This window comes from Spongiibacter pelagi (assembly GCF_014705705.1).
GTDB classification, from domain to species: Bacteria; Pseudomonadota; Gammaproteobacteria; order Pseudomonadales; family Spongiibacteraceae; genus Spongiibacter; species Spongiibacter pelagi.
Genome location: NZ_JACXLD010000004.1, coordinates 148,605 through 173,904 on the forward strand (window position 1 = coordinate 148,605; position 25,300 = coordinate 173,904).

The following is a 25,300-nucleotide window of genomic DNA, read 5'->3' on the forward strand; positions in this document are numbered from 1 at the left end:
TTGTCGATATTCCCGAGCCTACTGTGGGCGAATGAAACCCAGCCGAAAATCGGATTTTATTTGCAGCAGAAAGCCGCTGAATTTGAAGCCGGCATATCCGAATTGCAAAGAAATATAAACGAACCTCTAAGCCTGAAAGGCATTGCCACGCAGGATAATGCTAGCGGGATTGTGGTTGAGCTGCTGCTGAATAATCCACCGGAAAATGTAGCGGAGCTACTTGGACTTACTGGCGCGCGTGTGCGCCATATAAATGTACAGGAAGGCTGGGCAACTATTTCGCTCGGTTCTCAACACATAATCGATAAGCTGTCTGAGCTGGATTTTGTTACGCAGCTCAATTATGCGCCGCCACCAATTTTTCGGGCTGGCTCGGTGACTTCTCGCGCCGCAAGAGCGCTGCGTGCAAATCCCATTATTAACAGCCAAACCCTTGATGGTACGGGGCTTAAAATCGGCGTTATTTCTGACAGTTTTGCCCAAACCACCAGTGTGCGCGATAGCAATACCACGCCCGCCAAAGGCAGTGCGGGCAACTTAAGTGGTAGTCGGCCACAAGATAGTGGCGACTTACCGGCGGTAGTCACACTACTCAACGATTCAGTGTCAGGGACCGATGAAGGTGCGGCCATGGCGGAATTGATTCACGATATTGCGCCGGGTGCCGCCATTTATTTTCATGCGGCAGGTGGAAACCGCAGAGAAATGACCGCGGCGATTAATGCGCTGTGCGATGCGGGGGTCGATGTCATTGTCGATGATGTGCTGTTCTTATTTGAAAAAGTGTATCAGGACGATATCGTCGCCTTGGCAGCAAAAAATTGTGAGGATCAGCGCGGTACAGCTTATTTCACCGCAGCGGGCAATGATGCCAATTTTGGTCATCGATATGTTTATAAAGACATCAATGCGGCAGTGGACGACGAGGCGAGCACACCCTCTGGGAATGATTTACACAATTGGCGAACCAGCGGCGGCAGTGACGGTTTTATGCGCTTTGATGTTCCCGCCAATCAAAAAGTGTATGTGATTTTAAACTGGAATCAGCCGGGGGATAACATACCCGGTAGTGTAGGCTCCCAGGTGGATCTCGATCTGTATGTCACTCGCTTGGACTCAGTCGATGCCACGGTGCCGGGGAATAGCAATTTTGTGGCGCGTGGCGCGCAATTTCAGGGGCGAACCGGTGTCCCCTCTGGTGAGCCCGTTGAGTATGTGGTGTTGGACTCCGGCGCGACAGCTAAAACGTACTATATTGCGGTTGAGCATAAGAAGGGCAATAAAACCGCGATTCCCCAGTCTTCCGCCGTGCCGCTGGAATTTAAAATACTGTATACCGGTGGGCGCTCATTGAGTGCCGAATACAGTTTTAATGGGCCGACTACTTGGGGACATGTACTTGGCGAAGATATCCTCTCCGTTGCCGCCGTTCCTTGGTGGGAGTCGTTGGAGTTTGAACCCGGTAATTTCACTACACCAAATATTGATCCAGAGCCTTTTACGGCCGTGGGCGGAGAGCAAACCGTACAGTTTAATTCGGCAGGTGCTTATATGCCGGTAGTGCGTACTGTTCCGCAATTTGCATCGGTAGATGGCAGTAATAACACCTTTCTTGGGAGCTTTTCATCTACGGCACCGATTGATGGCGAGTGGGATAGTTTTCCTAACTTTTTTGGTACTTCAGCGGCAGCGCCAAACGCGGCGGGGATTTACTTATTACTCAAACAGGCTTTTCCCGATTTAACCGGCGCCTTGTTTTTAGAGGCCGTAGAGGCAACGGCGATCGATGTAACGGGCAGTGCCGCATCGTCGGGTTTTGATGACGTTACCGGCAGCGGATTGATTGATACTGATGCGGCATATCAATATCTGGCGAATGCGTTCGCTGATACCGATGGTGATGGTATTGCCGATACCTTGGATAACTGCCCCGATGATCGCAATGCCGATCAAGCTGATACCGATGGCGATAACATTGGTGATGTTTGTGATCCAGAAAACAATACCGATAGTGATGGCGATAGCGTCACCAACGATATAGATAACTGTCCTAATGTTGCTAATACAGATCAGGCCGATGCCAATAACAATGGTGTGGGTGATGTTTGTGAGTCAGCGCCATCTACCCCATCTGGTGGTTCAGGTGGCGGTGGCGGCGGAGGTTCAGGATGGGGATTGTTGCTACTGGGCTTGAGTCTTTCTATATGGCAGGCCTATTTAACTCGCAGCGAGAGGAAAACGGCCTAAAACATTTTACTTGGTGTGATATTAGGCTCGGTAAATTATTGAATTTGCTGAGCCAACTCAGTAGACTTCGCAACTTCTTTGAAATCACCAGACGCAGGGAATGTTTATTCCTCTAGTCGTCTTTCCCTTCTGCCCGGATGGTGAAATTGGTAGACACAAGAGACTTAAAATCTCTCGACCTCACGGTCGTGCCGGTTCGATTCCGGCTCCGGGCACCAGAAAACCCTATGTAAATCAATGGGTTATCGAGCGACAAGACACTAGGCGAAACCCTCGCGAAAAAGTGTCTACCCGCAGCGATTCCAAAACTGTCTACCTAGCGTCTACACAAGCGGTAGACACATGGTAAAACGCGCAGATTTATCCGACGATTTCATCTCGATGATCCAGCGTCCCCCGAAGGGGGCGAGACGCATCCGAATTTATGACGCCGCCACCCCCGGGTTATGCTTCAACGTTTCCCCCGCGTCCTTCACGTGGCTCAAGATCCTAAAGACTAACGATAAGGCTCAGTGGATAACGCTTGGGAAATGGCCGGACGTTTGTGTTGCGGAGGCCCGTGTCCTTCACGCCGAGCCACCCCCGCAGAGGGAGCCTAAAGATAAACCCCGGGTAGGTCCTAAGAAGTTCCCGAGAGGGACGCTGGGGGCTGTCCTTGCGTCCTATATCGAAGAGGTAAATCTCAAGCCGAAGACCCGGGAGAAATACGCCCAGCTTATCCGGGGGAAGTCCTCGGACTGGCTCTGGCGTCAAGTCCTCGAGATAACCCCCAGCGAGGTCCTAGCGAGACACAGGGAAATCGCGGCGTCTTCCCCAGCTCAAGCCGATGGGTGGGCTCGGGTCTTCCGGGCGCTTACGCGGTGGTGGGCCGCCATGACGGACGCCCCTGCGGTTTCGCCCACGGCTAAACTTAGCGCGACCCGGGGGTGGTGCCGGGTTCCTCGCAAGAGGAGCTGGCTGCGTCCTCACCGGCCGGCTCTATTTATAGAATCTCTCGAGACGATCCGAGACACCCCCGCCGGGATCGACACAGCGGATTACCTCGGTTCACAGGGTCACGCCTTATGGAGACGCTACGTCTCCGCTGGGCTGATCTGGATTTCTTGGGACGCTCCCTCATCTTTAAGGACACGAAGAATCGCGACCCTCTCGAGCTTCCTATGGTCCCCACCGTGGAGCGGGTCCTTCGAAGGCGGCTCGAGACGAGATGCAGTGACGTTTGGGTTTTCCCCGCGAGGAACGGGGATAACCACAGGGCTGACGCTTGCGGATCCGCAGAGAGCCGCCTGAAAGAAACGCTGGGCTTTGGGTTTTCTCACAATGACCTTCGCAGGTCCTACCTAACTTACGCGGAGAGGCCCCCCTGGGTCAGTATCTACACCCTCAAGAGACTCGTGAATCACAGAACCGGCGGAGACGTAACTGAGGGCTATCTTGGGTCGGATCCTGAGAGGCTCAGAGAGGCCGCTCAGGCTATCGAGGGGGCATTTGGGGGACCGTAATAGAACACAAAAACCCAAAATAAGACACTTTCTGTATGCCTTCTCGTCTCGGGAAAGGATGGCGGTGGAAAAAAGCAAAAAAATAAACATTAAATTTTAGTAATAGAGCGTACAGACGAGGTGGCGTCAGACGGAGGACCGTAGCGTCGTAAAGCATGTAATACATACTTCCGCCCGTTTTTCATCAGTACAGACGAGATTTTTGGGTCGCTTGACGCAATAAAAATACAACAAAATCAAGGACATATCCCCTTGCTTTTGGGGGCGAGTGGCGAGAAGCTGGGGGTGTCGAAAATCACACGAGACACTAAAAAAATGATCACCAAAATCGATCAACAAATCAAAAGAACGACGCTAGAACGTGCTGCCTACGACCGGAGGCGCGAGGTCCAGAGCTGCCGATTTCACATAGACAACCTCAAAGATAGGGCGAAAAAAGACCCCGAGGCGTGGGCGCTCTGGCAGCAGATTGACGATTCCGCTCGGAAGCTTCTGAACGCGGGTCCCCTCAGCCACAGCGACACTTGGGTCTGGTGCAAGCACCTTCACGCTTCCGCCATGCTTCTCGCGGTCCTCGTTCGTCGGAGCGAAGAAGCTCAAGCGGGAGAATTCACGAATGGTTGAGGCGCAAACGGCGGGGGATCCTTTCGTTTCTTTCCTTCCTCGAGGTCCGATCAGGAACTACCTCTGGATCGGCGATTGTGGGAGCCGCAAGACGGCAGAGGCCCGGGTCTCCATCATTGAGAGCCTGATCTGCGACGCTGTCGAAGCGGGAGCTAAGAGGTCGCCTCCCATTTTGCGTCTCGCCGACGAGGCGGTCTATAACGCTTCGTGCTGGTTTGCGGATCTTGCCGAAGGCGCGGAGGTGACGAAAGAAATCGCGAGAGAAATCGAGTTCGCATTCTTCGCGCTTCAATTCGCCTCTTGGCTTTTCACGGCGACGAGCTCTATAGTGAGGGTCACTGTGCGTGGATCTTGAGGGATGGGGGGTTGATTCCACCTTTCTGATTACGCTACTTTACAGAAAGCTTAAAATGGAATTTAAACATGATAAAAAAAGTCCTCTTTTTCTCGTTCTCAGTTTGTGTCTCTTTATTCGTCCCCGCTGTCGTAGCCGAAGTGTCGGGACACGAGTTTTTCAGATGCCAAACAGAGCAAAGCATAGGGTTCGATAGCCGAGACGGGAACGGATGGATCCCTACTCAGTTCAGCGATAAGCGCTGGTACGTGGTGAGGTCCGCACGTAAAGGAGAATTTTGGCATAAAGACGGCTACGACTACGTCGCGTTTAGCTATTACGAGGGGCCAGACCAGAGAGGTCTTTTCCTCGGACCTCCTGAGGCGGCTATGAGCTGCCTAAAGTTTACAGAGTCGAAAGGCAGGAGCAGAATTACCTGCTCTGACGTGAACCCGAAGGGGTGGACGGACTCCGTAGGGCTTTTCTCTTTTTCAGTCGATTTAGGGACTAACCGATTTGCTCACGCCGTTATGTCCGGCTTTCAAGGCGGCACTCCGAATATTCAGATCGGCCAATGTTCATATAAACCGCGCCCTTAAAGGGGCTTTCTGAGTGAAGACCGTTTCCTATGGGGCCTATCTTCGTATATCTCTCGAACGGTCCAGAGCTTCTCAGGACACGCTAGGGGAAACCAGACGGGGCTCGATTGGTTTGAGCAAATCCCGTCACCAGCGGACGGCAGAGCGAAAATCATACGCGTCACAGAGTCGGGACACGAAGCCGCCAAGAAGCTCTCAGAGGGCCTCAAAAGGCTCAAGACAGGGCGGGCCATCCCAAGACCCTTCACGTACCTGATGACGAAACCGAAGACCCAGTGAATGCGTCTCTCACCCTTTTGGGTAGCCTTCGGGGGCCCTTTAGAGAACAATAGGTCCCGCAGCAGACCCAGCGTCAACACTAGGATCTAAAGGGCCTCTAGCGACTTCAATAGCCCGACGCAGGTAAGACAGAAGGTTACTTAACCATTTGATTTACAATTGGTTTCAGCCACAAGTTCGAACTTAAAATCTCTCGACCTCACGGTCGTACCGGTTCGATTCCGGTCCCGGGCACCAATAACTTCCTTGCTGTTTCTGTGGCTTTAAGGGCATTAGCTTCCAGAGTTACCCCTGATATCGTGGAACTGTGTAATTGAAACAGACCCATCGGGAAATTTTGCCTGTATTTCAAGTTCCCCGCCCATCGCTTTTATTGCTTCACGGAGTGTTGAAACGTACATATCTGTACGGCGTTCCATTTTAGAAATAGCGGCCTGATTTACGTGCATCTTTTCTGCAAGCTGAGCTTGTGACAATTTTCGCGCCAGACGTAGTTCAGATAGTGGCATTTCGGCCATCAGCGCTTTTGCTTTATTACTTGCTGCTGCTTGAGAATCTAGCGGCATTTTATCGCGCAGGTGCTTAAATGATTTAGCCATGTTAATACCTACCTTTTCATTTACTGGTTCATTCACTGGGTTCATTAGCAATTTTCAGTAAATGTTGGTCGTACAAGCGATCTGCTATCGGAAGAAATTGGTCGTAGAAGCGCTTGTTGCCAGTTTTATCTCCGCCTATCAGTAAGATGGCCATGCGGCGAGGATCAAATGCGTAAAAGACCCGATAGGGCCGCCCTTGGTGCTGGATTCTCAGTTCCCGCATATGGCTGTGCTTCGAACCCTTGATACCTGAGCTGTATGGGTGGGGGAGTTGTGGACCGCGCTTTTCTAGTAATTCCACATAGGCAGCAATATCTTCCTGCTCGGCAACAGTGAGAGTCTCCCACCAGATTTCGAATTCATCCGTGTATTCGATTTCATATTCCATTGATGGAATATAGCTTGGGAGGAATATTTGTCAAGATGGGGCGGAGTTAGAGGAGCCTATGGCCGACTAGGTAGTGGCTCTACCTGTCGGCAAAGGTGAGAGAAGGGGTTACTGGATCTTAATCAGCAAACACTGCGCATTACCGGCGGTTGCAGCATGAGCCAGTGCAATTCTCTCTCGTTCTGAGATGTTTCCATCGACTAAAACGGCAACGGTGTGGCTTTTGCCGCGTTCGAGGGCGCGAACGGCAATCTCGGTAAGAGAAGGGCAGTTTGCTGTGTGTTTGTTGTTAACCACTTGCAGAATCCGATTGGGCTTGCGCGCTTGGCTATTGCTGTCGAGCAGGGGTTTGAGTGGGCGATCAGCAACCCAACACAACCAGCGCTGATCGGCGTTTTCACTTAATTCCAGTAACATGCCAGCAAGAATAGATTTGGCCAGCGCGGGGTTGCTGTGCAGGCTGATTTCGGTCAGTCGTGCGGTATCTGCGATGGGATGAGTCGAGGCGCTGTTTATGGCATGAGTAGGAACTTGCACGGCGGTATTTCCCTGAGTGTTGTTTGCAGCGGCGCTGTGATTAAACAGTGAGGTTTGCTCGAAATTAATCATCATTAGCTCCTTCTCAATACGCCAACACTTAGACCTTCAATCGCGAAGTCTTGGTGCCGTAAATCGACTTCAATTGGGTCGTAGTCAGGGTTCTCAGCAATAAGCAAAATTTGGTGCGGTTTTTTCTGTTGAAAACGTTTAACGGTGACTTCGTCATCGATGCGGGCGACCACGATTTGTCCGTTATGAGCGGTGCTACAGCGGTGAACGGCGAGTAGGTCGTCTTCAAAAATGCCGACGTTAATCATACTGTCGCCGCGAACCCGCAAAAAATAATCAGCGGCGGGGGAGAAGATCGAAGAGGAGATGCTGCAGTAATCTTCAATATTTTGTTCTGCCAGTATCGGGTTGCCGGCGGCAACGCGGCCAACAATGGGGATACCTTGTTGGTGGTCTGGCAAGCGGATGCCACGTGAGGCGCCGGGAATAATTTCGATGACGCCTTTGCGGGCTAGTGCTTTTAGATGTTCTTCTGCCGCATTGGGGGAGCGAAAGCCGAGCTCTTTGGCAATGTCGGCGCGAGTGGGCGGATAGCCGGTGTCATCAATATAGCGCTTGATTAGGTGGAGTACTTCTGTCTGTCGGGCAGTGAGCTTTTCCATCGGCGTTTTCCTGTTTTGTCCACAAAGTTGAGGACGGATTTTGATCTGGTTATTCATACAGTAACTGTGATTATATACAGGCTCTATGCTGGCGCAAGACTTTATTTAAAAATTTATTTTTGGGGTTCGTTTTTGGTCGATATAAAAAGTGGTGCGGAATAAAAAGAAACCCGCCGAAGCGGGTAGGGGGGAGTGATGATTAGGTCAGAGTGTTACTTTTGATCAGTATTCGTCGTGATCAGTATTCGTCGAGGATGCCGTTGACGACATCGGACTCAATTTCGCTAAGTGGGTTTGTCCATTGATCCATCATGGCGGTGCTGTCGTCCCAGGTGCGATAGTCATCGTCACTGAGCTCAAAAACTTCTCGCCAATCTTCGGGCTCTTCCACAGATTCAAGCTGTAGTTGTTGCCAGCTTTCCATATCGTATTCGCAAAGCTCGCCTTCTAGGAGCTGGGTTTCTATGGTGTCGTCGTCTATGGCGACAACTTCGAACAGTTGGCCAATTTCTAAATCTTTATACCAATTTCCGACTTGTGGTCTCAGTGATGCCATGATGCGTTCTCCCCAAAAAATTCTCCTTTATTTATGTGTCTTCAAAGCTATCATCACGGAATTGCCTGTCTAGTAGGTAATTTTTCTGACCTGAGCTTCAGTGCGATGTCAATGTTTTTTGAACTTGGCTGAAAAACAAGCCCGAATTCAATAAGATGCTGTTACTTTTTCGGGAAAATCTCATGGAAGAGTGTGGTTTTTAATCTTTTATTCTTATATTAATTCTGGTTCTAGAATTAAAATTGTATAGAAATATTTGAGGCTTTTTTGACTATGTCACAGTCTTGGCTTGGCGCCGTAAATTTGTCGGATTACCCCTGGCTTGGGGAAGTGTTTGTGGTGGTATTGATTGCCCTGTTTGCCAATTTGCTGGCCGGGCGGTTGTTGTTACGGCTGGCCAAGCGCTTTGAGAAAACCCATAACCTTTGGGATGACGCCTTGCTGGAGGCGAGTCGTCGGCCAATTATTCTGATGATTTGGGCGGTGGGTGCCAGCCATGTGCTGGAGATTATTGATGCCAGCAGTGATGCGCCGGTGTTCGCGATGATTGATCCGCTGCGCAGTGTTGCTGTGGTGGCGATTATCATCTGGTTCTTGGTCAGCCTGATTCGGCAGGTGGAAGAGCGTCTGCTATCGGAAGATTACACCCACAACGATGAGCCGATTGATCGCACAACGGTAATGGCGCTGGGTAAGTTGATGCGCTCGGCAGTGATTATTGTTGGTTCGTTAATGATGCTGCAAAACTTGGGATATAGCGTATCTGGGGTGCTGGCCTTTGGCGGTATTGGCGGTATTGCGGTGGGTTTTGCCGCCAAGGATTTATTGGCGAATTTCTTTGGCGGTTTGATGGTGTATCTCGACCGGCCGTTTTCTGTAGGTGATTGGGTTCGTTCGCCGGATAAAAATATTGAAGGCACCGTAGAAAATATTGGCTGGCGACAAACTCGGATTCGCACTTTCGATCAGCGTCCTTTATATGTGCCCAATTCCACGTTTGCACAGATCTCGGTAGAAAATCCCTCGCGAATGCTGAACCGACGTATTTATGAAACTATTGGTCTACGCTATGAAGATGCGCGACTACTGCCGGCGGTTATTGCCGATGTGAAGGCGATGTTGCAGGAGCACCCGGCGATTGATTTAAATAAAACGATGATTGTGAATTTCAATGCCTACGGGCCATCGTCGCTGGATTTCTTTGTGTATACCTTTACTAAGACCACGGTGTGGGTGGAGTACCACGAGATTAAGCAGGACGTTCTGCTAAAGATCCTGGACATTATTCACCGCCACGGCGCGGATGTAGCCTACCCAACACAAACATTGAAACTCGATCCGGTCGAGTTGATTCAAAACATCGAAGGGGGAGTAAACCCGTGAGTAAAACTATTGCGGTGATTGGGGGAACGGGGCTGTGTGATTGGCCCGGCGCTCACTTGTTGGAGAGCCGCGAGGTAACAACCAAGTGGGGAAGCCCCAGTGCGCCGCTGTGTCGCTATACGTATCAGGACGCCGGGTTTGTTTTTTTGGCGCGCCACGGTAGCGGCCATTCGGTACCGCCCCATGCTATTAATTACCGCGCTAATATCCAAGCGCTGAAAGACGCGGGTATGACCGAGATTATCGCGGTGAATGCGGTGGGTGGCATTAGTGAGCGTTTTGTGTCTGGGGTGATTGCTCTGCCTGAGCAGATCAACGATTACACTTGGGGGCGGGAGCATACCTTTTACGATGGTCATGACGGGGTGGTGGAGCATATTGACTTCAGCTATCCATATAGCGAGCCACTGCGCCTGCGCTTATGTGCTGCGGCAGAGCATTTGGGTATCGATATTGAGCCCTATGGCACCTATGCGGTGACCCAAGGGCCACGTTTGGAGACCGCCGCTGAAATCGTTCGTTTGGCAAGAGATGGTAACGATATTGTGGGGATGACGGCCATGCCAGAAGCAGCATTGGCGCGGGAAGCCGGTTTGGATTATGCCTCGGTGTGTTTGGTGGTGAACCCCGCTGCGGGTGTCAGTGACACGCTGATTACCATGGAGGACATTCAAGCGGTCATCGACACCGGCATGGTGCAGGTTAAATCACTACTGGCCCGCTGCATTAGCGCTTGTTGATGGCGTTGCGTCGGCTTTATTCGGCACGGGTTTAGCTTGTTCGGGATTAGCTGGCGCAATTTCCTGGGGTTTCATCTTGGTGATTTTTACCAAGACGCCGAACAGCGGATGGTCGATAAAGTGCAGCTCATCACTGCGCATGCGCCGCCGTTGTTCCATCCTGACTATGCGGCTAATGCGATAGTCACCAAAGCTAGCTTGTTGAGCTTGCTGTTTTTCCATCGCCATTTCCCATTTGCGTCTTTCCATATCGGGATTCTGCTCAAGAAACGCCTGATATTCGGGGCTGGATTCATATTCTTCATCCAGTAATCCGGTATTTTCCTGGTAAGCTTTTGGCTGTGGGGGAAGGTAGTAAGTCGTGCCGCTCTCCGTGTCAAAGCTGAGGCTGTTTTCTTCAAATTTGCTCAGCCAGAGATTGGTGTCGATGTACAGGTAGCGTTCGAGAGCAAGTTTGATATAGCCCTCTAGTTCACTATGCTGGCCGAATTCCTTGCCGCCTTTAATGAGTACCGCTGGCGCATTTTTTAAATTTTCCAAATCCTGCTGCCAACTGGCTTGATACAACACGCGATAATAGCTGGAGCGTTTAATGGATGCTGCGGCTTGCGCAAATTCAGGGTCGGCAGCGGAGATGCGCTCAAAGGATTTGCCCTCGTCGCCGGTGTAAGGCGCCGCCCACGATTTGGGATAGCGAAGGAAAATTCGGTCTGGCCAGACTTCGCTGTTTTCGGCGGCGGGGTCCTTATTTGCAAAAACCATAAAATCGATTTGAAAGCGGTTTTCTTGCGCACTGGCGTTCAGCGCTAGCAGGCTGAAGCCGAGTGCGGCGGTGAGTCGTTTTACCCAGCACTTAGCATTTGAAAAGGCGAGCTTGGTGGGGCGATCCAGTTTGGTCAAAGTCGTGTCCTGATTATCGGTCTTTGCAGGTGTTGTCTTGAATGATTCTACTACGCTAGCGGCGCAGGCCAAGAGCATTTTATCAGCCGCCATTACGCCAGTTTCTCTAGTAAGCTCTGCACAACGCTAATACGCTGTTCGGTGTTTTCTAAGCTGTCTTTAAATTTAAAGGCATTGGCACCGTCGAGCTGGTATTTCACTGCGTTGCTTTGAATCAGTTTGATCAGGGTTAGGGGTTCTACCTTGGTGTCGGCGGTAAATTCAAAGCGACCGCCATTGGCCGATGCTTCGATTTTATTGATGCCTAATTGTTCGGCAACTAGGCGCAGCTCTGCGCAGCGGAACAGGTTTTTACACTGCTCAGGCAAGAGCCCGAAGCGGTCAATCATCTCTACCTGCAGTTCGCGCAGACCGTCTTTATCTTCAGTGCTGGCAATGCGTTTATAGAGCATCAAACGTTCCTGCACATCGGGTAGGTAGTCTTCGGGAATCAGTGCTGGAATGCGTAGATTCACCTCAGTTTGTTGTGCATTGCTGTCTTCAAGATTTATCTGTTTGCCGGCTTTAAGGGCTTTTACCGCCCGATCTAGCATATCCATATAAAGGCTAAAGCCAATGGAATGAATTTGACCGCTTTGATCTTCGCCCAGTAATTCACCGGCGCCGCGAATTTCCATATCGTGGGTGGCCAAGGTAAAGCCGGCGCCGAGGTCGTGGGCCTCGCTGATGGCGGTTAGGCGCTTCTGGGCATCAGTGGTCATTTGCTTGGCCGAGGGCGTGAGCAGATAGGCATAGGCCTGATGGTGAGAGCGACCCACCCGGCCACGCAGCTGGTGAAGCTGTGCCAGGCCGAATTTATCTGCCCGCTCGATAATAATGGTGTTGGCATTGGGTACGTCGATACCGGTTTCAATAATGGTGGAGCAGACCAGTACATTGTGGCGCTTGTGGTAAAAGTCGCTCATCACTTGCTCTAGCTCGCGCTCGGGCATTTGGCCGTGACCGACGCCGACGCGTAATTCTGGCAGCATTGTTTGTAAATCGCGGGCTGCTTTTTCAATAGTTTTGACTTCGTTATGTAGGAAGTAAACCTGACCGCCGCGCAGAATTTCACGCAGGATGGCTTCTTTTATAAGTGCTTCATCACGCTCGCGCACAAAGGTTTTTACCGAGAGGCGCCGTGCCGGTGGGGTGGCGATAATCGACAAATCACGGATGCCTGACATAGACATATTCAGGGTGCGAGGAATGGGGGTCGCCGTTAGGGTGAGCACATCGACCTCGGCGCGGAGGTTTTTCAGGGCTTCTTTTTGACGTACGCCAAAGCGGTGTTCTTCGTCGATAATTACAAGCCCCAGATTGTTGTAGCGAATATCGCTGCTGAGCAGTTTGTGGGTGCCGATAAGAATATCGACCTTGCCGGCTTCCAGTTGCGCAATCACGTCTTTTTGTTCAGCGGCGCTACGGAAGCGGGACAGCACTTCAATATTTACCGGCCAGTTGGCAAAGCGGTCGCGGAAGGATTCGTAGTGCTGTTGGGCGAGCAGGGTGGTGGGCACCAGAATGGCAACTTGCCCGCCATTTTGTACCGCAATAAATGCGGCGCGTACCGCGACTTCGGTTTTACCAAAGCCCACATCACCGCAGACCAGACGATCCATAGGCTTGCTGTTTTTCAAATCTTGCAGCACAGCTTCAATGGCCAACTGTTGGTCTGGGGTTTCTTCAAAGGGGAAGCCTGCCGCAAAGGTTTCGTAGTCATCCACAATGGTGAAGGCGCGGCCTTGGCGGGCTTCGCGTCTGGCGTAAATGTCCAGCAGTTCGGCGGCCACATCGCGTACTTTTTCAGCGGCTTTGCGTTTGCTTTTGCTCCACTGGTCGCTGCCCAGTTTATGGAGCGGGGCAAGTTCGTCATCGGCGCCGCTGTAGCGGCTAATTAAATGCAGATTGCCCACGGGAACATACAATTTTGCGCCGTCAGCATATTCCAATGTGAGAAATTCATTTTCCTGATTGTCGATCGCCAGCGATTGCAGACCCATATAGCGGCCAACGCCGTGATCTGCATGAACTACCGGTGCACCGGGGCGCAGTTCGGCAAGATTGCGCACCGCATTATCTGCCGCTGTGGTGGCTTTTTTGCGTCGGCGACTCTGCCGAACCCGATTGCCAAGTAATTCGGTTTCTGTGACCACCGCGAAGGTGCTTGTGCCTTCAAAGCATAGGCCCGCTTCTATGGGCGAGATACACAACGCCAGAGCTTGGGTGCCCTCACTAAATTCCTGCCAGCTTTCTATCAGTGTTGCTTGTAGTTTGTGACGGCGCAGCAGTTCATCCAGCGCTTCGCGCCGGCCGGCAGATTCCGCACAAAGCAGCACGCGTTTGTCGAGGGTATAGCTGCGCAGTTTGCCAACCGGGTCAGCCAATTGTGGATTGATTGCCAGCTCGGGCAGGGCGCGATACGGAAAGTTGCTGGCGCTAGGATCTTCCAATGCTTCTGCAGCTAAGACAAAGCGTGGCAATTTTTTGAGCTGTCCGAACAGTTCTTCAATAGGCAGAAAGAGTTGCTGAGGCTTAAGCACCGGGCGGCGCAGATCGCCGCAGCGCTGTTCGTAACGTTGGTGAATATCCTGCCAAAAATGTTCGGCTGAGCCTTCTAGCCCCGGCGAAGTAATCAGCAGGCTGTTTTCGGGCAGGTAGTCGAACAGGGTGCCCGTTTGTTCAAAAAACAGTGGAAGATAGTATTCGATGCCGGCGGGAGCGATGCCATCGCTCACATCTTGATAGACCGGGCAGTTGCGATGATCGACATTGAATTGTTCATGCCAGCGCCGGCGGAACCCGGTTATGCCTTGTTCGTCAAGGGGTATTTCGCGCCCTGGTAGTAGAACCAGCTGCTCCACTGGTACTGTACCCCGTTGGGTTTCGGGATCAAAATAACGCAGGGTGTCGATTTCGTCGTCAAACAGGTCGATACGCAGAGGTTCTTCGCTGCCCATGGGGAATAAATCGATTACCGACCCGCGAATGGTGTATTCGCCATGTTGATACACCGTGGAAACATGTCGGTAGCCGCAGTTTTCCAGTTGGTGGCGGAAATCGTTAATGCTCAGTTTTTGACCCACAGCCAATTCAAGGTTGCGACCGGTAATGTGGCTGGCGGGAGCCAAGCGCTGCATCAGCGTGGTAATAGGGGCGACGAGCACGCCGTTTTGCAGGCGGGGAATTTCGCTGAGGGTTTTTAGGCGCTCGGAGATAATATCTTCGTGGGGCGAAAAATTATCGTAGGGCAGGGTTTCCCAATCGGGCAGCAGCTTGATTGGCAATTCCCGGCAAAAAAAGCGTAGCCCCTGCTCAAGCCGATAGGCGCTGGCGGTATCGGCCGTGACCAAGAGAATTGGCTGGGCTTGTTGCTTGGCCAGCTCGGCAATAACGAGGGCGTGGCTGGGCTCAGGGAGCTGTCCCCAGTAGTGGCTGTACGAGGGGCTGAGTTTGCTGATTTTGGGCAGAGAAATCACGGAAGCGGCTGTCTTTTTGGTCGTAAGTGGTAAAAACGCGGCCAATTGTAGCCGCAGATGGAGGACAATGGCATTTTTACGCAAGCTATCGGAGTTGAATTACCGACTCGTAATAAAGATAATACGCGCACCCAAATCTCGCTGCTTTTAATAGGTGTTTGAAGTGACTGAAAGAAAACGTGAACGACCCAGTGATTATTTTGCAGATTGGAAAGAGCGCGAAGCGCTAGCTGAGGGGATGATTCCCCTAATCGGCAAACTTTACCGGGCGAATAACGTTAAGACTTACATTTATGGTAAGAACCTCGTTAACCTTTCAGTTCTCGACATTATGCAGGCGCACCGCTTTGTGCGTCAGGTTGAGAAGAACGAACTCTCCGAATTTGAAACTTTCCCGGTAATTCAGGCGTTGGCCGAGCTGGATCTGGGTACTGCCCATATCGATGCGGGTCGTATTGCGGTTGCCTACGAGCATGAAGGCCGTGCCGCGGGTAAGTCGGTTTCTGAATTTGTTAAAGAACAAGTTGCCGATCTGGTCGGCGGGACTAAAGAGCCTGCGCGTCCACCTCGCGATGTTGTGCTGTACGGCTTTGGTCGTATCGGTCGTTTGATGGCTCGCCTGCTGGTAGAAAAGGCCGGTGGCGGTGGCAACCTGCGTTTGCGCGCGGTTGTGGTTCGTCAGGGCGGTGCAGAAAACGATCTGGTGAAACGCGCCAGCCTGTTGCGCCGCGACTCGGTACACGGCCCCTTCAACGGCACCATCCGTGTTGATGAAGAGCGTCAGTCGTTTGTTGCCAACGGCGTTGAAGTTAAAGTGATTTATGCCAACTCTCCAGAAGAAGTGGATTACACCGCTTACGGCATCAACGATGCGATTCTGGTGGATAACACCGGTAAATGGCGCGACAGCGAAGGCCTGTCGGTGCATCTGTCTCGTCCCGGCATCTCCAAAGTTATTCTGACTGCGCCGGGCAAAGGCGATATGAAAAATATCGTTCACGGTGTTAACAACAATGAAATTCTGGACAGCGATACTATTATCTCTGCCGCTAGCTGTACCACCAACGCGATTGCGCCACCACTGAAGGTGCTGGACGAGAAATTTGGCGTTGAAAGTGGCCACATCGAAACTGTTCACTCTTACACCAACGACCAGAACCTGATCGACAACTACCACAAAGGTGATCGTCGTGGCCGCAGCGCACCGCTGAATATGGTTATCTCTGAAACCGGCGCGGCTAAGGCGGTGGGTAAAGTTCTGCCACAAATGTTGGGCAAATTAACCGGTAATGCCATCCGTGTGCCGACACCTAACGTATCTTTGGCTATTCTTAAGTTGAACTTGAAAACTGAAACCACAGTAGAAGAGCTCAACGAGTATATGCGCGGTGTTGCTCTGCATTCACCGCTGCGCAAGCAGATTGACTACTCCAACTCGCCAGAAGTGGTTTCTAGCGACTTTGTGGGTTCACGTCACGCTTGTGTATTCGACAGTGAAGCGACCATCGTGAATGGCAAAACCTGCATTCTGTACTGCTGGTACGACAATGAGTTCGGTTATAGCTGTCAGGTTCACCGCGTACTCGAACAAATGGCTGGCGTAAAATACGCCGTATACCCCAGAGACTAAGCCGCTCTGAACCGGGACGACGGAATGCCGTCCCACACCTCTGCATTTATTAGAGGTGTTCTGCAAACCTCGCGCCCTTGTATTTGGGCTGCGGGGTTTTGCATTACTGCATTCGTCCGAATTTCCGCTGAGCTGCATGCGCAGCCGGCAACAGTTTTTAGTTTTATTTTTTTAACCTTTAGAGTGTTTGGCAGCCTATGATTAAAGTCACAAAAGGCCTTGATGTGCCTATTGTCGGCGCGCCTGCCCAGCGTATTGAAGACGGTCCTACCCCACGTTCAGTGGCGGTGATCGGCTTTGATTACGAGGGTATGAAGCCGACTATGGCGGTTAAAGAAGGAGACCGGGTTAAAACCGGCCAGCTTCTTTTTACCGATAAGAAAACCGAAGGAGTGCGTTACACCGCGCCAGCTACCGGGGTGATCTCAGCGATCAACCGTGGTGAAAAGCGGGTATTGCAGTCAGTGGTTATCGATGTAGAAGCCGATGACTACGAAACCTTTGCCAGCTACAGCGCCGATCAACTGAGCGGCCTGAGCGCAGAGCAGGTGACTGAAAACTTGGTGCAATCGGGTCTGTGGACTGCATTGCGCACCCGTCCGTTCAGCCGCGTTCCTCAGCCCGGCTCAACGCCTGCGGCGATTTTTGTTACCGCGATTGACACCCATCCGCTGGCTGCCGACCCTGCGGTTGTTATTGCGGAAGCTGAAAGCGACTTCCAAAACGGCTTGGCTGTGCTGGCCCGATTGGGTGCCAAAGTGCATCTGTGTGTGGCGGCGGGCAGTGGAATTTCTTCTTCTATTAATGGTGTTCAAACCAGCGAATTTGCCGGTGTTCACCCTGCGGGCCTAGTCGGCACTCATATCCACCTGCTCGAAGGCGCAAGCATGAGCAAGGTGGTTTGGCATTTGGGCTATCAAGACGTGATCGCCGTGGGTCGCCTGTTCACTACCGGTCAGCTTAAAGCTGAACGCGTTGTGGCGCTGGGTGGTCCTGTGGTGACTGAACCGTGCCTGCTGCGCACGCGTCTGGGTATCAACCTAGAAGAACTGTGTGCTGGTCAGACCGAAGGCGGCAAAAACCGCATCGTTTCCGGTTCTATCCTTGGTGGTCGCACGGCTCGTGGCGCGGTTTGCTACTTGGGTCGTTATCACAATCAGGTCAGCGTACTGGCCGAAGGTAATCAGCGTGAATTTATGGGCTGGTTGTCTCCCGGTGCTAACAAGCACTCTGCACTGCGTATTTACCTTTCTCAGTTTGGCCGCAAGCTGCTGCCATACACCACCAATACCAATGGCAGCGAACGCGCCATGGTGCCGGTAGGTGCCTACGAGAAAATTATGCCGCTGGATATTCTGCCAACGCAGTTACTGCGTTCCTTGATTGTTGGCGATACCCAAATGGCGCAGCAATTGGGCTGCTTGGAACTGGATGAAGAAGATCTGGCGCTGTGCACCTATGTCTGCCCCGGTAAATATGAATACGGACCGATATTGCGCGACAATCTGCGCCGTATCGAGAAGGAGGGCTGAGCATGGGCCTGAGAAGTTTCCTCGATAGTATTGAGCCACATTTCGAGAAAGGTGGCCGTTTTGAAAAATGGTATGCGCTGTATGAAGCGGCGGATACGATTTTCTATTCTCCCTCTTCAGTAACCAAAACCACTGCCCACGTGCGCGATGGTGTGGATCTGAAGCGGATTATGATTACCGTTTGGTTCTGCGCTTTCCCCGCCATGTTCTTTGGTATGTGGAACGTGGGTTTCCAAGCGAATACCGCGATGGCCGAACTGGGTGTTATCGGTGGTGAAGGCTGGCGTCACGCGATGATCGCGATGGCTTCTGGCTATAACCCTGCCAGCATCTGGGACAACTTCTGGCACGGTTTCTGGTACTTCATTCCTATTTACGCCACGGTATTTATTGTGGGCGGTTTTTGGGAAGTGTTGTTCGCCATGAAGCGCGGTCACGAAGTTAACGAAGGTTTCTTCGTAACCTCGATCCTGTTCGCCCTGATCGTTCCGCCAACACTGCCACTGTGGCAGGCCGCCTTGGGTATTACCTTTGGTGTGGTGGTTGCGAAAGAAGTGTTTGGCGGTACCGGTAAAAACTTCCTTAACCCAGCCTTGGCCGGTCGTGCTTTCCTGTTCTTTGCCTATCCAGCGCAATTGTCTGGTGACGCAGTTTGGACAGCGGTAGACGGTTACACCGGTGCAACTGCGCTGTCGGTTGTTGCCAGTGACGGTATGGCCGCACTGCAAAGCCAGCTGACTTGGATGGATGCCTTTATGGGCCGTATGCCCGGCTCAATCGGTGAGACCTCGACTCTGGCGATCCTGATTGGCGGTGCTTTCCTGTTGTGGACGGGTATTGCTTCCTGGCGCATTGTTGCCGGTGTCATGATCGGTATGGTTGCGCTGTCTAGCCTGTTTAATGCGGTTGGCGGCAACCCCATGATGGAAATGACCTGGCAGTGGCACCTGGTTCTGGGTGGCTTTGCTTTCGGTATGATCTTTATGGCGACCGACCCCGTTTCTGCGTCGATGACCAATACTGGTAAGTGGGTATTTGGTGCATTGATCGGTGTGATGGTGGTGTTGATCCGTGTGGTTAACCCTGCATTCCCCGAAGGTATGATGTTGGCGATTCTGTTTGGCAACTTGTTTGCACCACTGATCGACCACTTCGTAGTTCAGGCAAACATCAAGCGGAGACTGGCACGTGGCTAATAACGACAGTATTAAGAAGGTTCTGCTGGTTGCCGTATCGCTTTGTATCGTCTGTGCACTGTTAGTTTCCAGTGCGGTGGTGATGCTGAAGCCAGTTCAGAAAATCAACAAAGAGCGCGACCTGAAGAAAAACATTCTTGCTGCGGCAGGTTTGTATCAAGAAGGCGTGTCTATTGAAGAGCAATTCGAAAAGATCACCACTAAATTGGTGAATTTCGAAACGGGTAAATTCAGCGACGACTACGCCGTTGCCGGTTTTGACCAGCGCAAGTTTGCCAAAGACAGCGCCACTTCAACCGATTTGGGTGAGGCGGATATCGCCAAGATCAAGCGCCGTGAAAACTACGGACTGGTCTACTTGGTGGGCAGCGAAGGCCAATACGATAAGGTGATTTTACCAATTCGTGGCTACGGTCTGTGGTCAACGCTGTGGGGCTTTGTTGCCTTGGAGAATGACTTCAATACGGTTGCGGGTCTGGGCTTCTATGAGCACGGCGAAACACCGGGGCTGGGTGGTGAAGTTGACAACCCAAACTGGAAAGCGCTGTGGCCTGGTAAAGAAGTTTACCGCGATGGTGAAGTGGCTATCGAAATGGTGAAAGGCAATGTCACTGAGGCAACGCCTCATGCCATCAACAAAGTAGACGGTCTTTCCGGTGCAACCCTGACCAGCCGTGGCGTCAGCAATCTGGTGCAATTCTGGATGGGTAAAATGGGTTACGAGTCATTCCTCGACAATTTACGAGCAGGGGAGGCGTAAGCATGTCAGAACTGAAAACGGCACTTACATCGCCAGTATTTAAAAACAACCCCATCGCGTTGCAGATTCTTGGTATCTGTTCCGCGCTGGCGGTAACCAGCAGCCTGCAGGTTACTTTGGTTATGTGTATCTCCGTGACCTTGGTTACGGCTTTTTCCAGCATGGCGGTTTCCTCGATCCGCAATCACATTCCTAGCAGCATTCGTATCATCGTGCAGATGGTTATTATTGCTTCGCTGGTTATCGTGGTGGATCAGGTGCTTAAGGCTTACGCCTTTGCCATCAGCAAGCAGCTCTCGGTATTTGTGGGTCTGATTATTACTAACTGTATCGTTATGGGTCGCGCCGAAGGTTTCGCAATGAAGAATCCGCCGCTGGCGAGCTTTGTTGACGGTATCGGTAACGGTCTGGGTTACTCGGTCGTATTGATCAGCGTGGCGGTAGTGCGTGAGCTGTTTGGCTCCGGCAAACTGTTCGGCTTTGAAATTCTGCCGGTGGTGACCAACGGTGGCTGGTATGTGCCCAACGGTCTGTTGTTGCTGCCACCCAGCGCCTTCTTCCTGATTGGTTTCTTCATTTGGGCTCTGCGTAGCTGGAAGAAAGAACAGGTTGAAAAAGAGGAATTCAAAATTGCTAAAAACACCCGCAGCGTGAAGGAGGCTTTCTAATGGAACATTATCTAAGCCTTTTTGTTCGCTCCGTATTTATTGAAAATATGGCGCTGAGCTTCTTCTTGGGGATGTGTACCTTTTTGGCGATCTCCAAGAAAATTCAGGCCGCTATTGGTCTGGGTATTGCGGTTATCGTAGTTATGGCCATTACCGTTCCGGTAAACCACATGATCTACGACGGTCTGCTGCGCGATGGTGCGTTGGCGTGGGCCGGTCTGCCAGATATGGACCTGAGCTTCCTCGGTCTGTTGAGCTATATCGGTGTTATCGCGGCGATTGTTCAAATCATGGAAATGGTTTTGGACAAATACGTGCCTGCACTGTACAGCGCTCTGGGCGTGTTCCTGCCGCTGATCACCGTAAACTGCGCCATCATGGGTGGCTCGCTGTTTATGGTTGAGCGCGACTACAACCTCGGTGAGTCTCTGGTATTTGGTGCCGGTGCCGGTACCGGTTGGGCGCTGGCAATTGTGGCTTTGGCGGGTATCCGTGAAAAGCTGAAATACAGCGACGTGCCAGAAGGTCTGCGCGGCCTGGGCATTACCTTTATCACTGTAGGTTTGATGTCATTGGGCTTTATGTCCTTTGGCGGTATCGACCTATAACCGAGAACCCAGACTGGAGACGTATTAATGAATACAGTAGTTATTCTCGGTGTGGCCATGTTTACCGGGATTGTACTGTCGCTGGTGGCAGTCATTCTGTTTGCCCGCTCGCGCCTTGTGAGCAGTGGCGATGTGAGCATCGAGATCAATGGTGAAAAAACCATCCGCGTACCTGCGGGTGACAAATTGCTGGGCACCCTAGCGAATCAGGGTATTTTCCTGGCCTCAGCCTGTGGCGGCGGCGGTAGCTGTGCCCAGTGTAAATGTATTGTTAAAGACGGCGGCGGCTCTATGCTGGCCACCGAAGAAGCCCACTTCAATGTTCGTGAAGCCCGTGAAGGCTGGCGTCTGTCTTGTCAGACTCCCGTTAAACAGGACATGAAAATCGAAGTACCTGAAGATGTATTCGGTGTTAAGCAGTGGGAATGTACTGTTGCCTCTAACCCGAATGTGGCGACTTTCATTAAAGAGCTGACCCTGCAATTACCAGAAGGCGAGAACGTTGATTTTCGTGCCGGTGGTTACGTGCAGCTGGAGTGTCCTCCGCACCACGTTAAATACTCAGATTTTGATATTCCTGCTGAGTACCGTGGCGACTGGGAGCGTTTTGGTTTCTTCAATGTTGAATCCAAAGTCGACGAAACCGTTATCCGCGCTTACTCCATGGCCAACTACCCAGAAGAGAAGGGCATTGTGAAGTTCAATATTCGTGCGGCGACTCCGCCACCGAATAACCTGTCTTTGCCTGCCGGTAAAATGTCTTCTTGGGTGTTTAACCTGAAGCCGGGCGACAAAGTTAAGGTCTACGGTCCCTTCGGTGAGTTCTTCGCCAAAGAAACCGAAGCCGAGATGGTATTTATCGGCGGTGGTGCTGGTATGGCGCCAATGCGTTCGCATATCTTCGATCAGCTCAAACGTCTTGGTTCTAAGCGCAAGATCTCATTCTGGTACGGTGCACGCTCTCTGCGTGAAGCGTTCTACGGTGAAGAGTACGATCAGCTTGCGGCGGAGAATCCCAACTTTGAATGGCATTTGGCCCTGTCTGATCCTCAACCTGAGGACAACTGGACCGGAATGACGGGCTTTATTCACAACGTGTTGTTTGAGAATTACCTCAAAAATCACGAAGCGCCAGAAGATTGTGAGTTCTACATGTGTGGGCCTCCAATGATGAACGCGGCGGTGATTAAGATGCTCGAAGACTTGGGCGTTGAGCCAGAGAATATCCTGCTGGATGACTTCGGTGGTTAAGCCTTATTATCGTGCCATAAAAGCAGCCTTCGGGCTGCTTTTGTTTTTCTGTATCGGGGTTCTGGCCGGATGCGCTCGCTCGTCTGAGGATGTGCTTCGGTTTGAGGGTGCCACTATGGGCACCACTTACCACATCACCTTGCTTAATCCGGGTGATCTGTCGGGTGGTCAGCTCAAGGCTGAGTTGGATGAGCGCTTGCTTGCGTTTAATCAGATTGCATCTACCTATATTGAAGACTCAGAGTTAAACCAGTTAAATCACGCCCCGGTTGGCGAGTGGATTACGCTCAGTGAAACCCTGTACGACATTATCAGCGTGTCAGTGCAGGTGAGTTGGATGACCCATGGTGCGTTTGATATTACCGTGGCGCCGTTGGTAAGCCTGTGGGGATTTGGACCAGAAAAACGCCAAGGTGTACCCGCCGACGAAGATATCGAAGCGGCCAAGCAATTGGTCGGCACGGATACCTTTGAACTGGATATATTGGAACCGAAAATTCGCCGCTTGCTACCGATTCGTATGGATCTTTCCGCTGTGGCCAAGGGTTATGCGGTGGATATGACGGCGGATTGGCTAGCCGATAAAGGTGCGACAGATTTTCTGGTTGAGATCGGCGGTGAAATTCGAGTGGCGGGGGATAGCCCTCGCGGTGATCCGTGGCGCATTGCGGTGGAAAATCCCAGCATCAATGGTGCAGCCAGAGCGATCCGTTTGGAAAATACCGGCGTCGCCACATCGGGAGATTACCGCAACTATTTTGAGGAAAATGGTGTGCGTTATTCTCATACCATTGACCCTAAAACCGGGCGTCCGATCACCCATAATCTAGCTTCGGTGACGGTACTCGATCCTAGTTCGGCAATGGCGGATGCGATGGCTACGGCCTTTTCAGTGCTGGGCGGTGAGCGTACACTGAAGTTAGCTGAGGCTCAGGATATTCCGGTATATCTGATTGAGAAAACCCCCCAGGGCTTTGTTAGTCGTTATAGCTCGACCTTTGCCCCGTTTTTGGAGGAGATGTAAGTATGGCTACTTTCATTATTACGGCGGTCTTTATTCTTCTGGTCGTGACCGCGATGGCCGTGGGCGTGCTGTTAGGGCGTAAACCGATTTCCGGTTCTTGTGGTGGTGTTGGTGCTGCCCTGAATGACCCGGACTATATTTGCGATCTCTGCGGCAATGACCCTAAAAAATGTGAAGAACAGTCTGCGGCGGCGGCCAGCAATGCTAAATCCTCCCAGTTTTACGATGCTTCTGAGCGCTGATCCCAGCGCTCTATCTTCAAACCTACCCCCAAGCCTATCCCGCTTTATTGATTAAAAGCGCTGCTCTCATTTCTAAAGGCAAAGAGAGTTAAAGGTAAAGAGGGCTCCTATCTAAAGAGAGTTCCTTATAGCCAGCTTTCGGCTTCTCTGCTAGTTTGAATACCAGAATATAGCGCGTTAATGCCCGTGTTGTGGGTACACTGGCCTGCCTATAAAAAATAATTCTAGCGCCTGCAGCACCTCGGGTAGTTCACAACAGGATGCGTTTATGTCGGACTTTATGAAGACCTTTTTGGGCAATCAAATGCCGCCTCATGGTCACTGTTATTTGTGGAATGACCACTTGGTCTATTTACACGTAATAAGCGACAGCCTGATTAGCCTTGCCTACTTTACGATTCCGATTGCCTTGGTTTACTTGATTCGGCGGCGGGATGATCTGCAATTCAATTATATTTTTCAGATGTTTGGCTTGTTTATATTTGCCTGCGGCCTCACCCACGTCATTAATATTTACAACGTTTGGTACGGGGCGTACTGGTTTAGCGGCACGGTAAAAGCGATTACCGCCGCCGCGTCGGTGATGACCGCGATTATGATCTGGCCGTTAATGCCCAAAGTGCTGGCGATTCCCAGTAATACGCGCTTGCGGGAGTTAAACGAAGATTTGCGGCAGAAATCTGAGCAAAATGCATTGCAGCGGCAAGAGCTGGAGAATGTGTCGCTTAAGCTGGCAGAGCTGGTCAATGAGCGAACTGCTGAGCTGGAAGAAATCCGCCGTATTCGCAGCCAGCTTGAGAAAAATAATGTCGAACTGTCGCGCAGTAATGAAGCGTTTCAGCAATTCGGCTATATCACCTCCCACGATTTAAAAGAGCCGCTGCGAACCATTAGCTCGATGGGGCAGATGTTAAAGCAATTATCTGCGGAGAAGCTCGACGATAAAGAAAGGAAAATGCTGGACTATATGGTGGACTCCTCAGTGCGAATGTCGAGTCTGATTGATGATCTGCATTCCTATACCGTGGTGGGGCATAGCCAAGACGCGCTTAGCGAAGAAAATCTGGATGACATTGTGCAAACCCTGCTGACCGATCTGAGTGTCAAAATTGAGGAGTCGGGGGCCAAAATTTCGGTGGCGCCTCTTGGGCGTGCCAAAGTGATCAAGCCGCAATTCCAACAACTCATGCAAAACATGATCGGCAATGCCATTAAATTTAGTGCGGCCGGTCGTGCCCCTCAAATAGAAATTGGACGCTTGAACGATAGCGAGACAGAGCTAGGGATTTTTGTACGCGATAACGGCATTGGGATTCCAAAGGCCTATCATCAGAAAATCTTTGGTATGTTTCAGCGCTTACATAAGCGCGGAGAATACGAAGGCACGGGCATGGGCTTGGCGATCAGCAAGAAAATTGTGGATAACCACGGTGGCCGGGTTGAGGTGAACAGCCAAGAAGGCGAGGGCACCGAGTTTCGGATTTTCTTACCTAAATAGCTTGATAGCTA

At 51.5% G+C, this 25,300-nt stretch carries 22 protein-coding genes and 1 tRNA gene; 16 read left to right on the forward strand and 7 right to left on the reverse strand.

What is annotated here, in order from left to right:
* The first annotated feature begins 60 nt into the window (after positions 1–60).
* The 4 genes from IB286_RS08680 to IB286_RS08695 all read left to right on the forward strand — a co-directional run bounded on the left by IB286_RS08680 (position 61) and on the right by IB286_RS08695 (position 4,728).
* Positions 61–2,247 carry a thrombospondin type 3 repeat-containing protein gene (locus tag IB286_RS08680; RefSeq protein ID WP_190764542.1) on the forward strand — a complete coding sequence of 729 codons (2,187 nt, stop codon included), beginning with the start codon at positions 61–63 and terminating at the stop codon, positions 2,245–2,247.
* Between the two features lie 131 nt (positions 2,248–2,378).
* Positions 2,379–2,465, forward strand: a tRNA-Leu gene (locus IB286_RS08685).
* 711 nt (positions 2,466–3,176) lie between these two features.
* A complete protein-coding gene (locus IB286_RS15800) occupies positions 3,177–3,749 on the forward strand; it encodes a tyrosine-type recombinase/integrase (RefSeq protein WP_398284895.1) in 573 nt (190 codons plus the stop codon).
* A 616-nt stretch (positions 3,750–4,365) separates the two neighbouring features.
* Complete coding sequence (locus tag IB286_RS08695) at positions 4,366–4,728, forward strand: hypothetical protein (protein WP_190764546.1); 363 nt, start codon at positions 4,366–4,368, stop codon at positions 4,726–4,728.
* Between the two features lie 1,129 nt (positions 4,729–5,857).
* Here the strand turns inward: IB286_RS08695 and IB286_RS08700 are convergent.
* From IB286_RS08700 to IB286_RS08720, 5 genes are all read right to left on the reverse strand, one after another.
* On the reverse strand, positions 5,858–6,229 hold the full coding sequence (locus IB286_RS08700; protein WP_223826248.1) for an XRE family transcriptional regulator: 372 nt from the start codon (positions 6,227–6,229) through the stop codon (positions 5,858–5,860).
* A complete protein-coding gene (locus IB286_RS08705) occupies positions 6,213–6,572 on the reverse strand; it encodes a type II toxin-antitoxin system RelE/ParE family toxin (RefSeq protein ID WP_190764548.1) in 360 nt (119 codons plus the stop codon). Before IB286_RS08705 ends, IB286_RS08700 begins: the two co-directional genes overlap by 17 nt.
* A gap of 108 nt (positions 6,573–6,680) precedes the next feature.
* Positions 6,681–7,184, reverse strand: a complete 504-nt coding sequence (locus tag IB286_RS08710; RefSeq protein ID WP_190764550.1) for a hypothetical protein — start codon at positions 7,182–7,184, stop codon at positions 6,681–6,683.
* Complete coding sequence (gene lexA, locus IB286_RS08715) at positions 7,184–7,783, reverse strand: transcriptional repressor LexA (RefSeq protein ID WP_190764552.1); 600 nt, start codon at positions 7,781–7,783, stop codon at positions 7,184–7,186. The genes IB286_RS08710 and lexA overlap by 1 nt, the downstream gene beginning before the upstream one ends.
* 238 nt (positions 7,784–8,021) lie before the next feature.
* A complete protein-coding gene (locus IB286_RS08720; protein WP_190764554.1) occupies positions 8,022–8,339 on the reverse strand; it encodes a DUF6763 family protein in 318 nt (105 codons plus the stop codon).
* Between the two features lie 273 nt (positions 8,340–8,612).
* Between IB286_RS08720 and IB286_RS08725 the strand changes: the two genes are divergently transcribed.
* On the forward strand, positions 8,613–9,722 hold the full coding sequence (locus IB286_RS08725; RefSeq protein ID WP_190764556.1) for a mechanosensitive ion channel family protein: 1,110 nt from the start codon (positions 8,613–8,615) through the stop codon (positions 9,720–9,722).
* A complete protein-coding gene (locus IB286_RS08730) occupies positions 9,719–10,462 on the forward strand; it encodes an S-methyl-5'-thioinosine phosphorylase (protein WP_190764558.1) in 744 nt (247 codons plus the stop codon). The genes IB286_RS08725 and IB286_RS08730 overlap by 4 nt, the downstream gene beginning before the upstream one ends.
* On the opposite strand, the gene IB286_RS08735 is transcribed toward IB286_RS08730, so the two are convergent.
* Together IB286_RS08735 and mfd are read right to left on the reverse strand one after the other, a co-directional pair.
* Entirely contained in the window at positions 10,433–11,455 is a 1,023-nt protein-coding gene (locus tag IB286_RS08735) for a CsiV family protein (protein ID WP_190764561.1), read from the reverse strand. The genes IB286_RS08730 and IB286_RS08735 overlap by 30 nt on opposite strands.
* The gene (mfd, locus tag IB286_RS08740; protein WP_317889733.1) at positions 11,455–14,880 is read right to left on the reverse strand and encodes a transcription-repair coupling factor; all 3,426 of its coding nucleotides are present in this window, start codon (positions 14,878–14,880) and stop codon (positions 11,455–11,457) included. Before mfd ends, IB286_RS08735 begins: the two co-directional genes overlap by 1 nt.
* Positions 14,881–15,043: 163 nt before the next feature.
* Between mfd and IB286_RS08745 the strand changes: the two genes are divergently transcribed.
* The 10 genes from IB286_RS08745 to IB286_RS08790 all read left to right on the forward strand — a co-directional run bounded on the left by IB286_RS08745 (position 15,044) and on the right by IB286_RS08790 (position 25,289).
* On the forward strand, positions 15,044–16,510 hold the full coding sequence (locus IB286_RS08745; RefSeq protein ID WP_190764563.1) for a glyceraldehyde-3-phosphate dehydrogenase: 1,467 nt from the start codon (positions 15,044–15,046) through the stop codon (positions 16,508–16,510).
* A 197-nt stretch (positions 16,511–16,707) separates the two neighbouring features.
* Entirely contained in the window at positions 16,708–18,042 is a 1,335-nt protein-coding gene (locus tag IB286_RS08750) for a Na(+)-translocating NADH-quinone reductase subunit A (RefSeq protein ID WP_190764565.1), read from the forward strand.
* A 2-nt stretch (positions 18,043–18,044) separates the two neighbouring features.
* On the forward strand, positions 18,045–19,238 hold the full coding sequence (locus IB286_RS08755; protein WP_190764567.1) for an NADH:ubiquinone reductase (Na(+)-transporting) subunit B: 1,194 nt from the start codon (positions 18,045–18,047) through the stop codon (positions 19,236–19,238).
* Entirely contained in the window at positions 19,231–19,998 is a 768-nt protein-coding gene (locus IB286_RS08760) for a Na(+)-translocating NADH-quinone reductase subunit C (RefSeq protein WP_190764569.1), read from the forward strand. Before IB286_RS08755 ends, IB286_RS08760 begins: the two co-directional genes overlap by 8 nt.
* 2 nt (positions 19,999–20,000) lie before the next feature.
* Complete coding sequence (locus IB286_RS08765; RefSeq protein ID WP_190764571.1) at positions 20,001–20,666, forward strand: NADH:ubiquinone reductase (Na(+)-transporting) subunit D; 666 nt, start codon at positions 20,001–20,003, stop codon at positions 20,664–20,666.
* Entirely contained in the window at positions 20,666–21,274 is a 609-nt protein-coding gene (gene nqrE, locus IB286_RS08770) for an NADH:ubiquinone reductase (Na(+)-transporting) subunit E (protein ID WP_190764573.1), read from the forward strand. The genes IB286_RS08765 and nqrE overlap by 1 nt, the downstream gene beginning before the upstream one ends.
* Before the next feature lie 27 nt (positions 21,275–21,301).
* The gene (nqrF, locus tag IB286_RS08775; RefSeq protein ID WP_190764575.1) at positions 21,302–22,525 is read left to right on the forward strand and encodes an NADH:ubiquinone reductase (Na(+)-transporting) subunit F; all 1,224 of its coding nucleotides are present in this window, start codon (positions 21,302–21,304) and stop codon (positions 22,523–22,525) included.
* A 115-nt stretch (positions 22,526–22,640) separates the two neighbouring features.
* The gene (locus IB286_RS08780; protein WP_190764577.1) at positions 22,641–23,549 is read left to right on the forward strand and encodes an FAD:protein FMN transferase; all 909 of its coding nucleotides are present in this window, start codon (positions 22,641–22,643) and stop codon (positions 23,547–23,549) included.
* A gap of 2 nt (positions 23,550–23,551) precedes the next feature.
* Positions 23,552–23,791, forward strand: a complete 240-nt coding sequence (nqrM, locus tag IB286_RS08785) for a (Na+)-NQR maturation NqrM (RefSeq protein WP_190764579.1) — start codon at positions 23,552–23,554, stop codon at positions 23,789–23,791.
* A gap of 268 nt (positions 23,792–24,059) precedes the next feature.
* Positions 24,060–25,289 (forward strand): sensor histidine kinase, encoded by a 1,230-nt coding sequence (locus IB286_RS08790; RefSeq protein ID WP_190764581.1) that lies wholly within the window; start codon positions 24,060–24,062, stop codon positions 25,287–25,289.
* The last annotated feature ends 11 nt before the right edge of the window (positions 25,290–25,300 follow it).

Bases quoted from the DNA above. Each gene is read 5' to 3' on its own strand.
- IB286_RS08710 (WP_190764550.1), bottom strand. From the start codon at position 7,184: ATGATGATTAATTTCGAGCAAACCTCACTGTTTAATCACAGCGCCGCT.
- IB286_RS08750 (WP_190764565.1), top strand. From the start codon at position 16,708: ATGATTAAAGTCACAAAAGGCCTTGATGTGCCTATTGTCGGCGCGCCT.
- nqrF (WP_190764575.1), top strand. From the start codon at position 21,302: ATGAATACAGTAGTTATTCTCGGTGTGGCCATGTTTACCGGGATTGTA.
- IB286_RS08790 (WP_190764581.1), top strand. From the start codon at position 24,060: ATGTCGGACTTTATGAAGACCTTTTTGGGCAATCAAATGCCGCCTCAT.
- nqrM (WP_190764579.1), top strand. From the start codon at position 23,552: ATGGCTACTTTCATTATTACGGCGGTCTTTATTCTTCTGGTCGTGACC.
- IB286_RS08725 (WP_190764556.1), top strand. From the start codon at position 8,613: ATGTCACAGTCTTGGCTTGGCGCCGTAAATTTGTCGGATTACCCCTGG.
- IB286_RS08735 (WP_190764561.1), bottom strand. From the start codon at position 11,455: ATGGCGGCTGATAAAATGCTCTTGGCCTGCGCCGCTAGCGTAGTAGAA.
- IB286_RS08755 (WP_190764567.1), top strand. From the start codon at position 18,045: ATGGGCCTGAGAAGTTTCCTCGATAGTATTGAGCCACATTTCGAGAAA.
- nqrE (WP_190764573.1), top strand. From the start codon at position 20,666: ATGGAACATTATCTAAGCCTTTTTGTTCGCTCCGTATTTATTGAAAAT.
- lexA (WP_190764552.1), bottom strand. From the start codon at position 7,783: ATGGAAAAGCTCACTGCCCGACAGACAGAAGTACTCCACCTAATCAAG.
- IB286_RS08780 (WP_190764577.1), top strand. From the start codon at position 22,641: ATGGGCACCACTTACCACATCACCTTGCTTAATCCGGGTGATCTGTCG.
- IB286_RS08765 (WP_190764571.1), top strand. From the start codon at position 20,001: ATGTCAGAACTGAAAACGGCACTTACATCGCCAGTATTTAAAAACAAC.
- IB286_RS08700 (WP_223826248.1), bottom strand. From the start codon at position 6,229: ATGAACCCAGTGAATGAACCAGTAAATGAAAAGGTAGGTATTAACATG.
- IB286_RS08705 (WP_190764548.1), bottom strand. From the start codon at position 6,572: ATGGAATATGAAATCGAATACACGGATGAATTCGAAATCTGGTGGGAG.
- IB286_RS08720 (WP_190764554.1), bottom strand. From the start codon at position 8,339: ATGGCATCACTGAGACCACAAGTCGGAAATTGGTATAAAGATTTAGAA.
- IB286_RS08695 (WP_190764546.1), top strand. From the start codon at position 4,366: ATGGTTGAGGCGCAAACGGCGGGGGATCCTTTCGTTTCTTTCCTTCCT.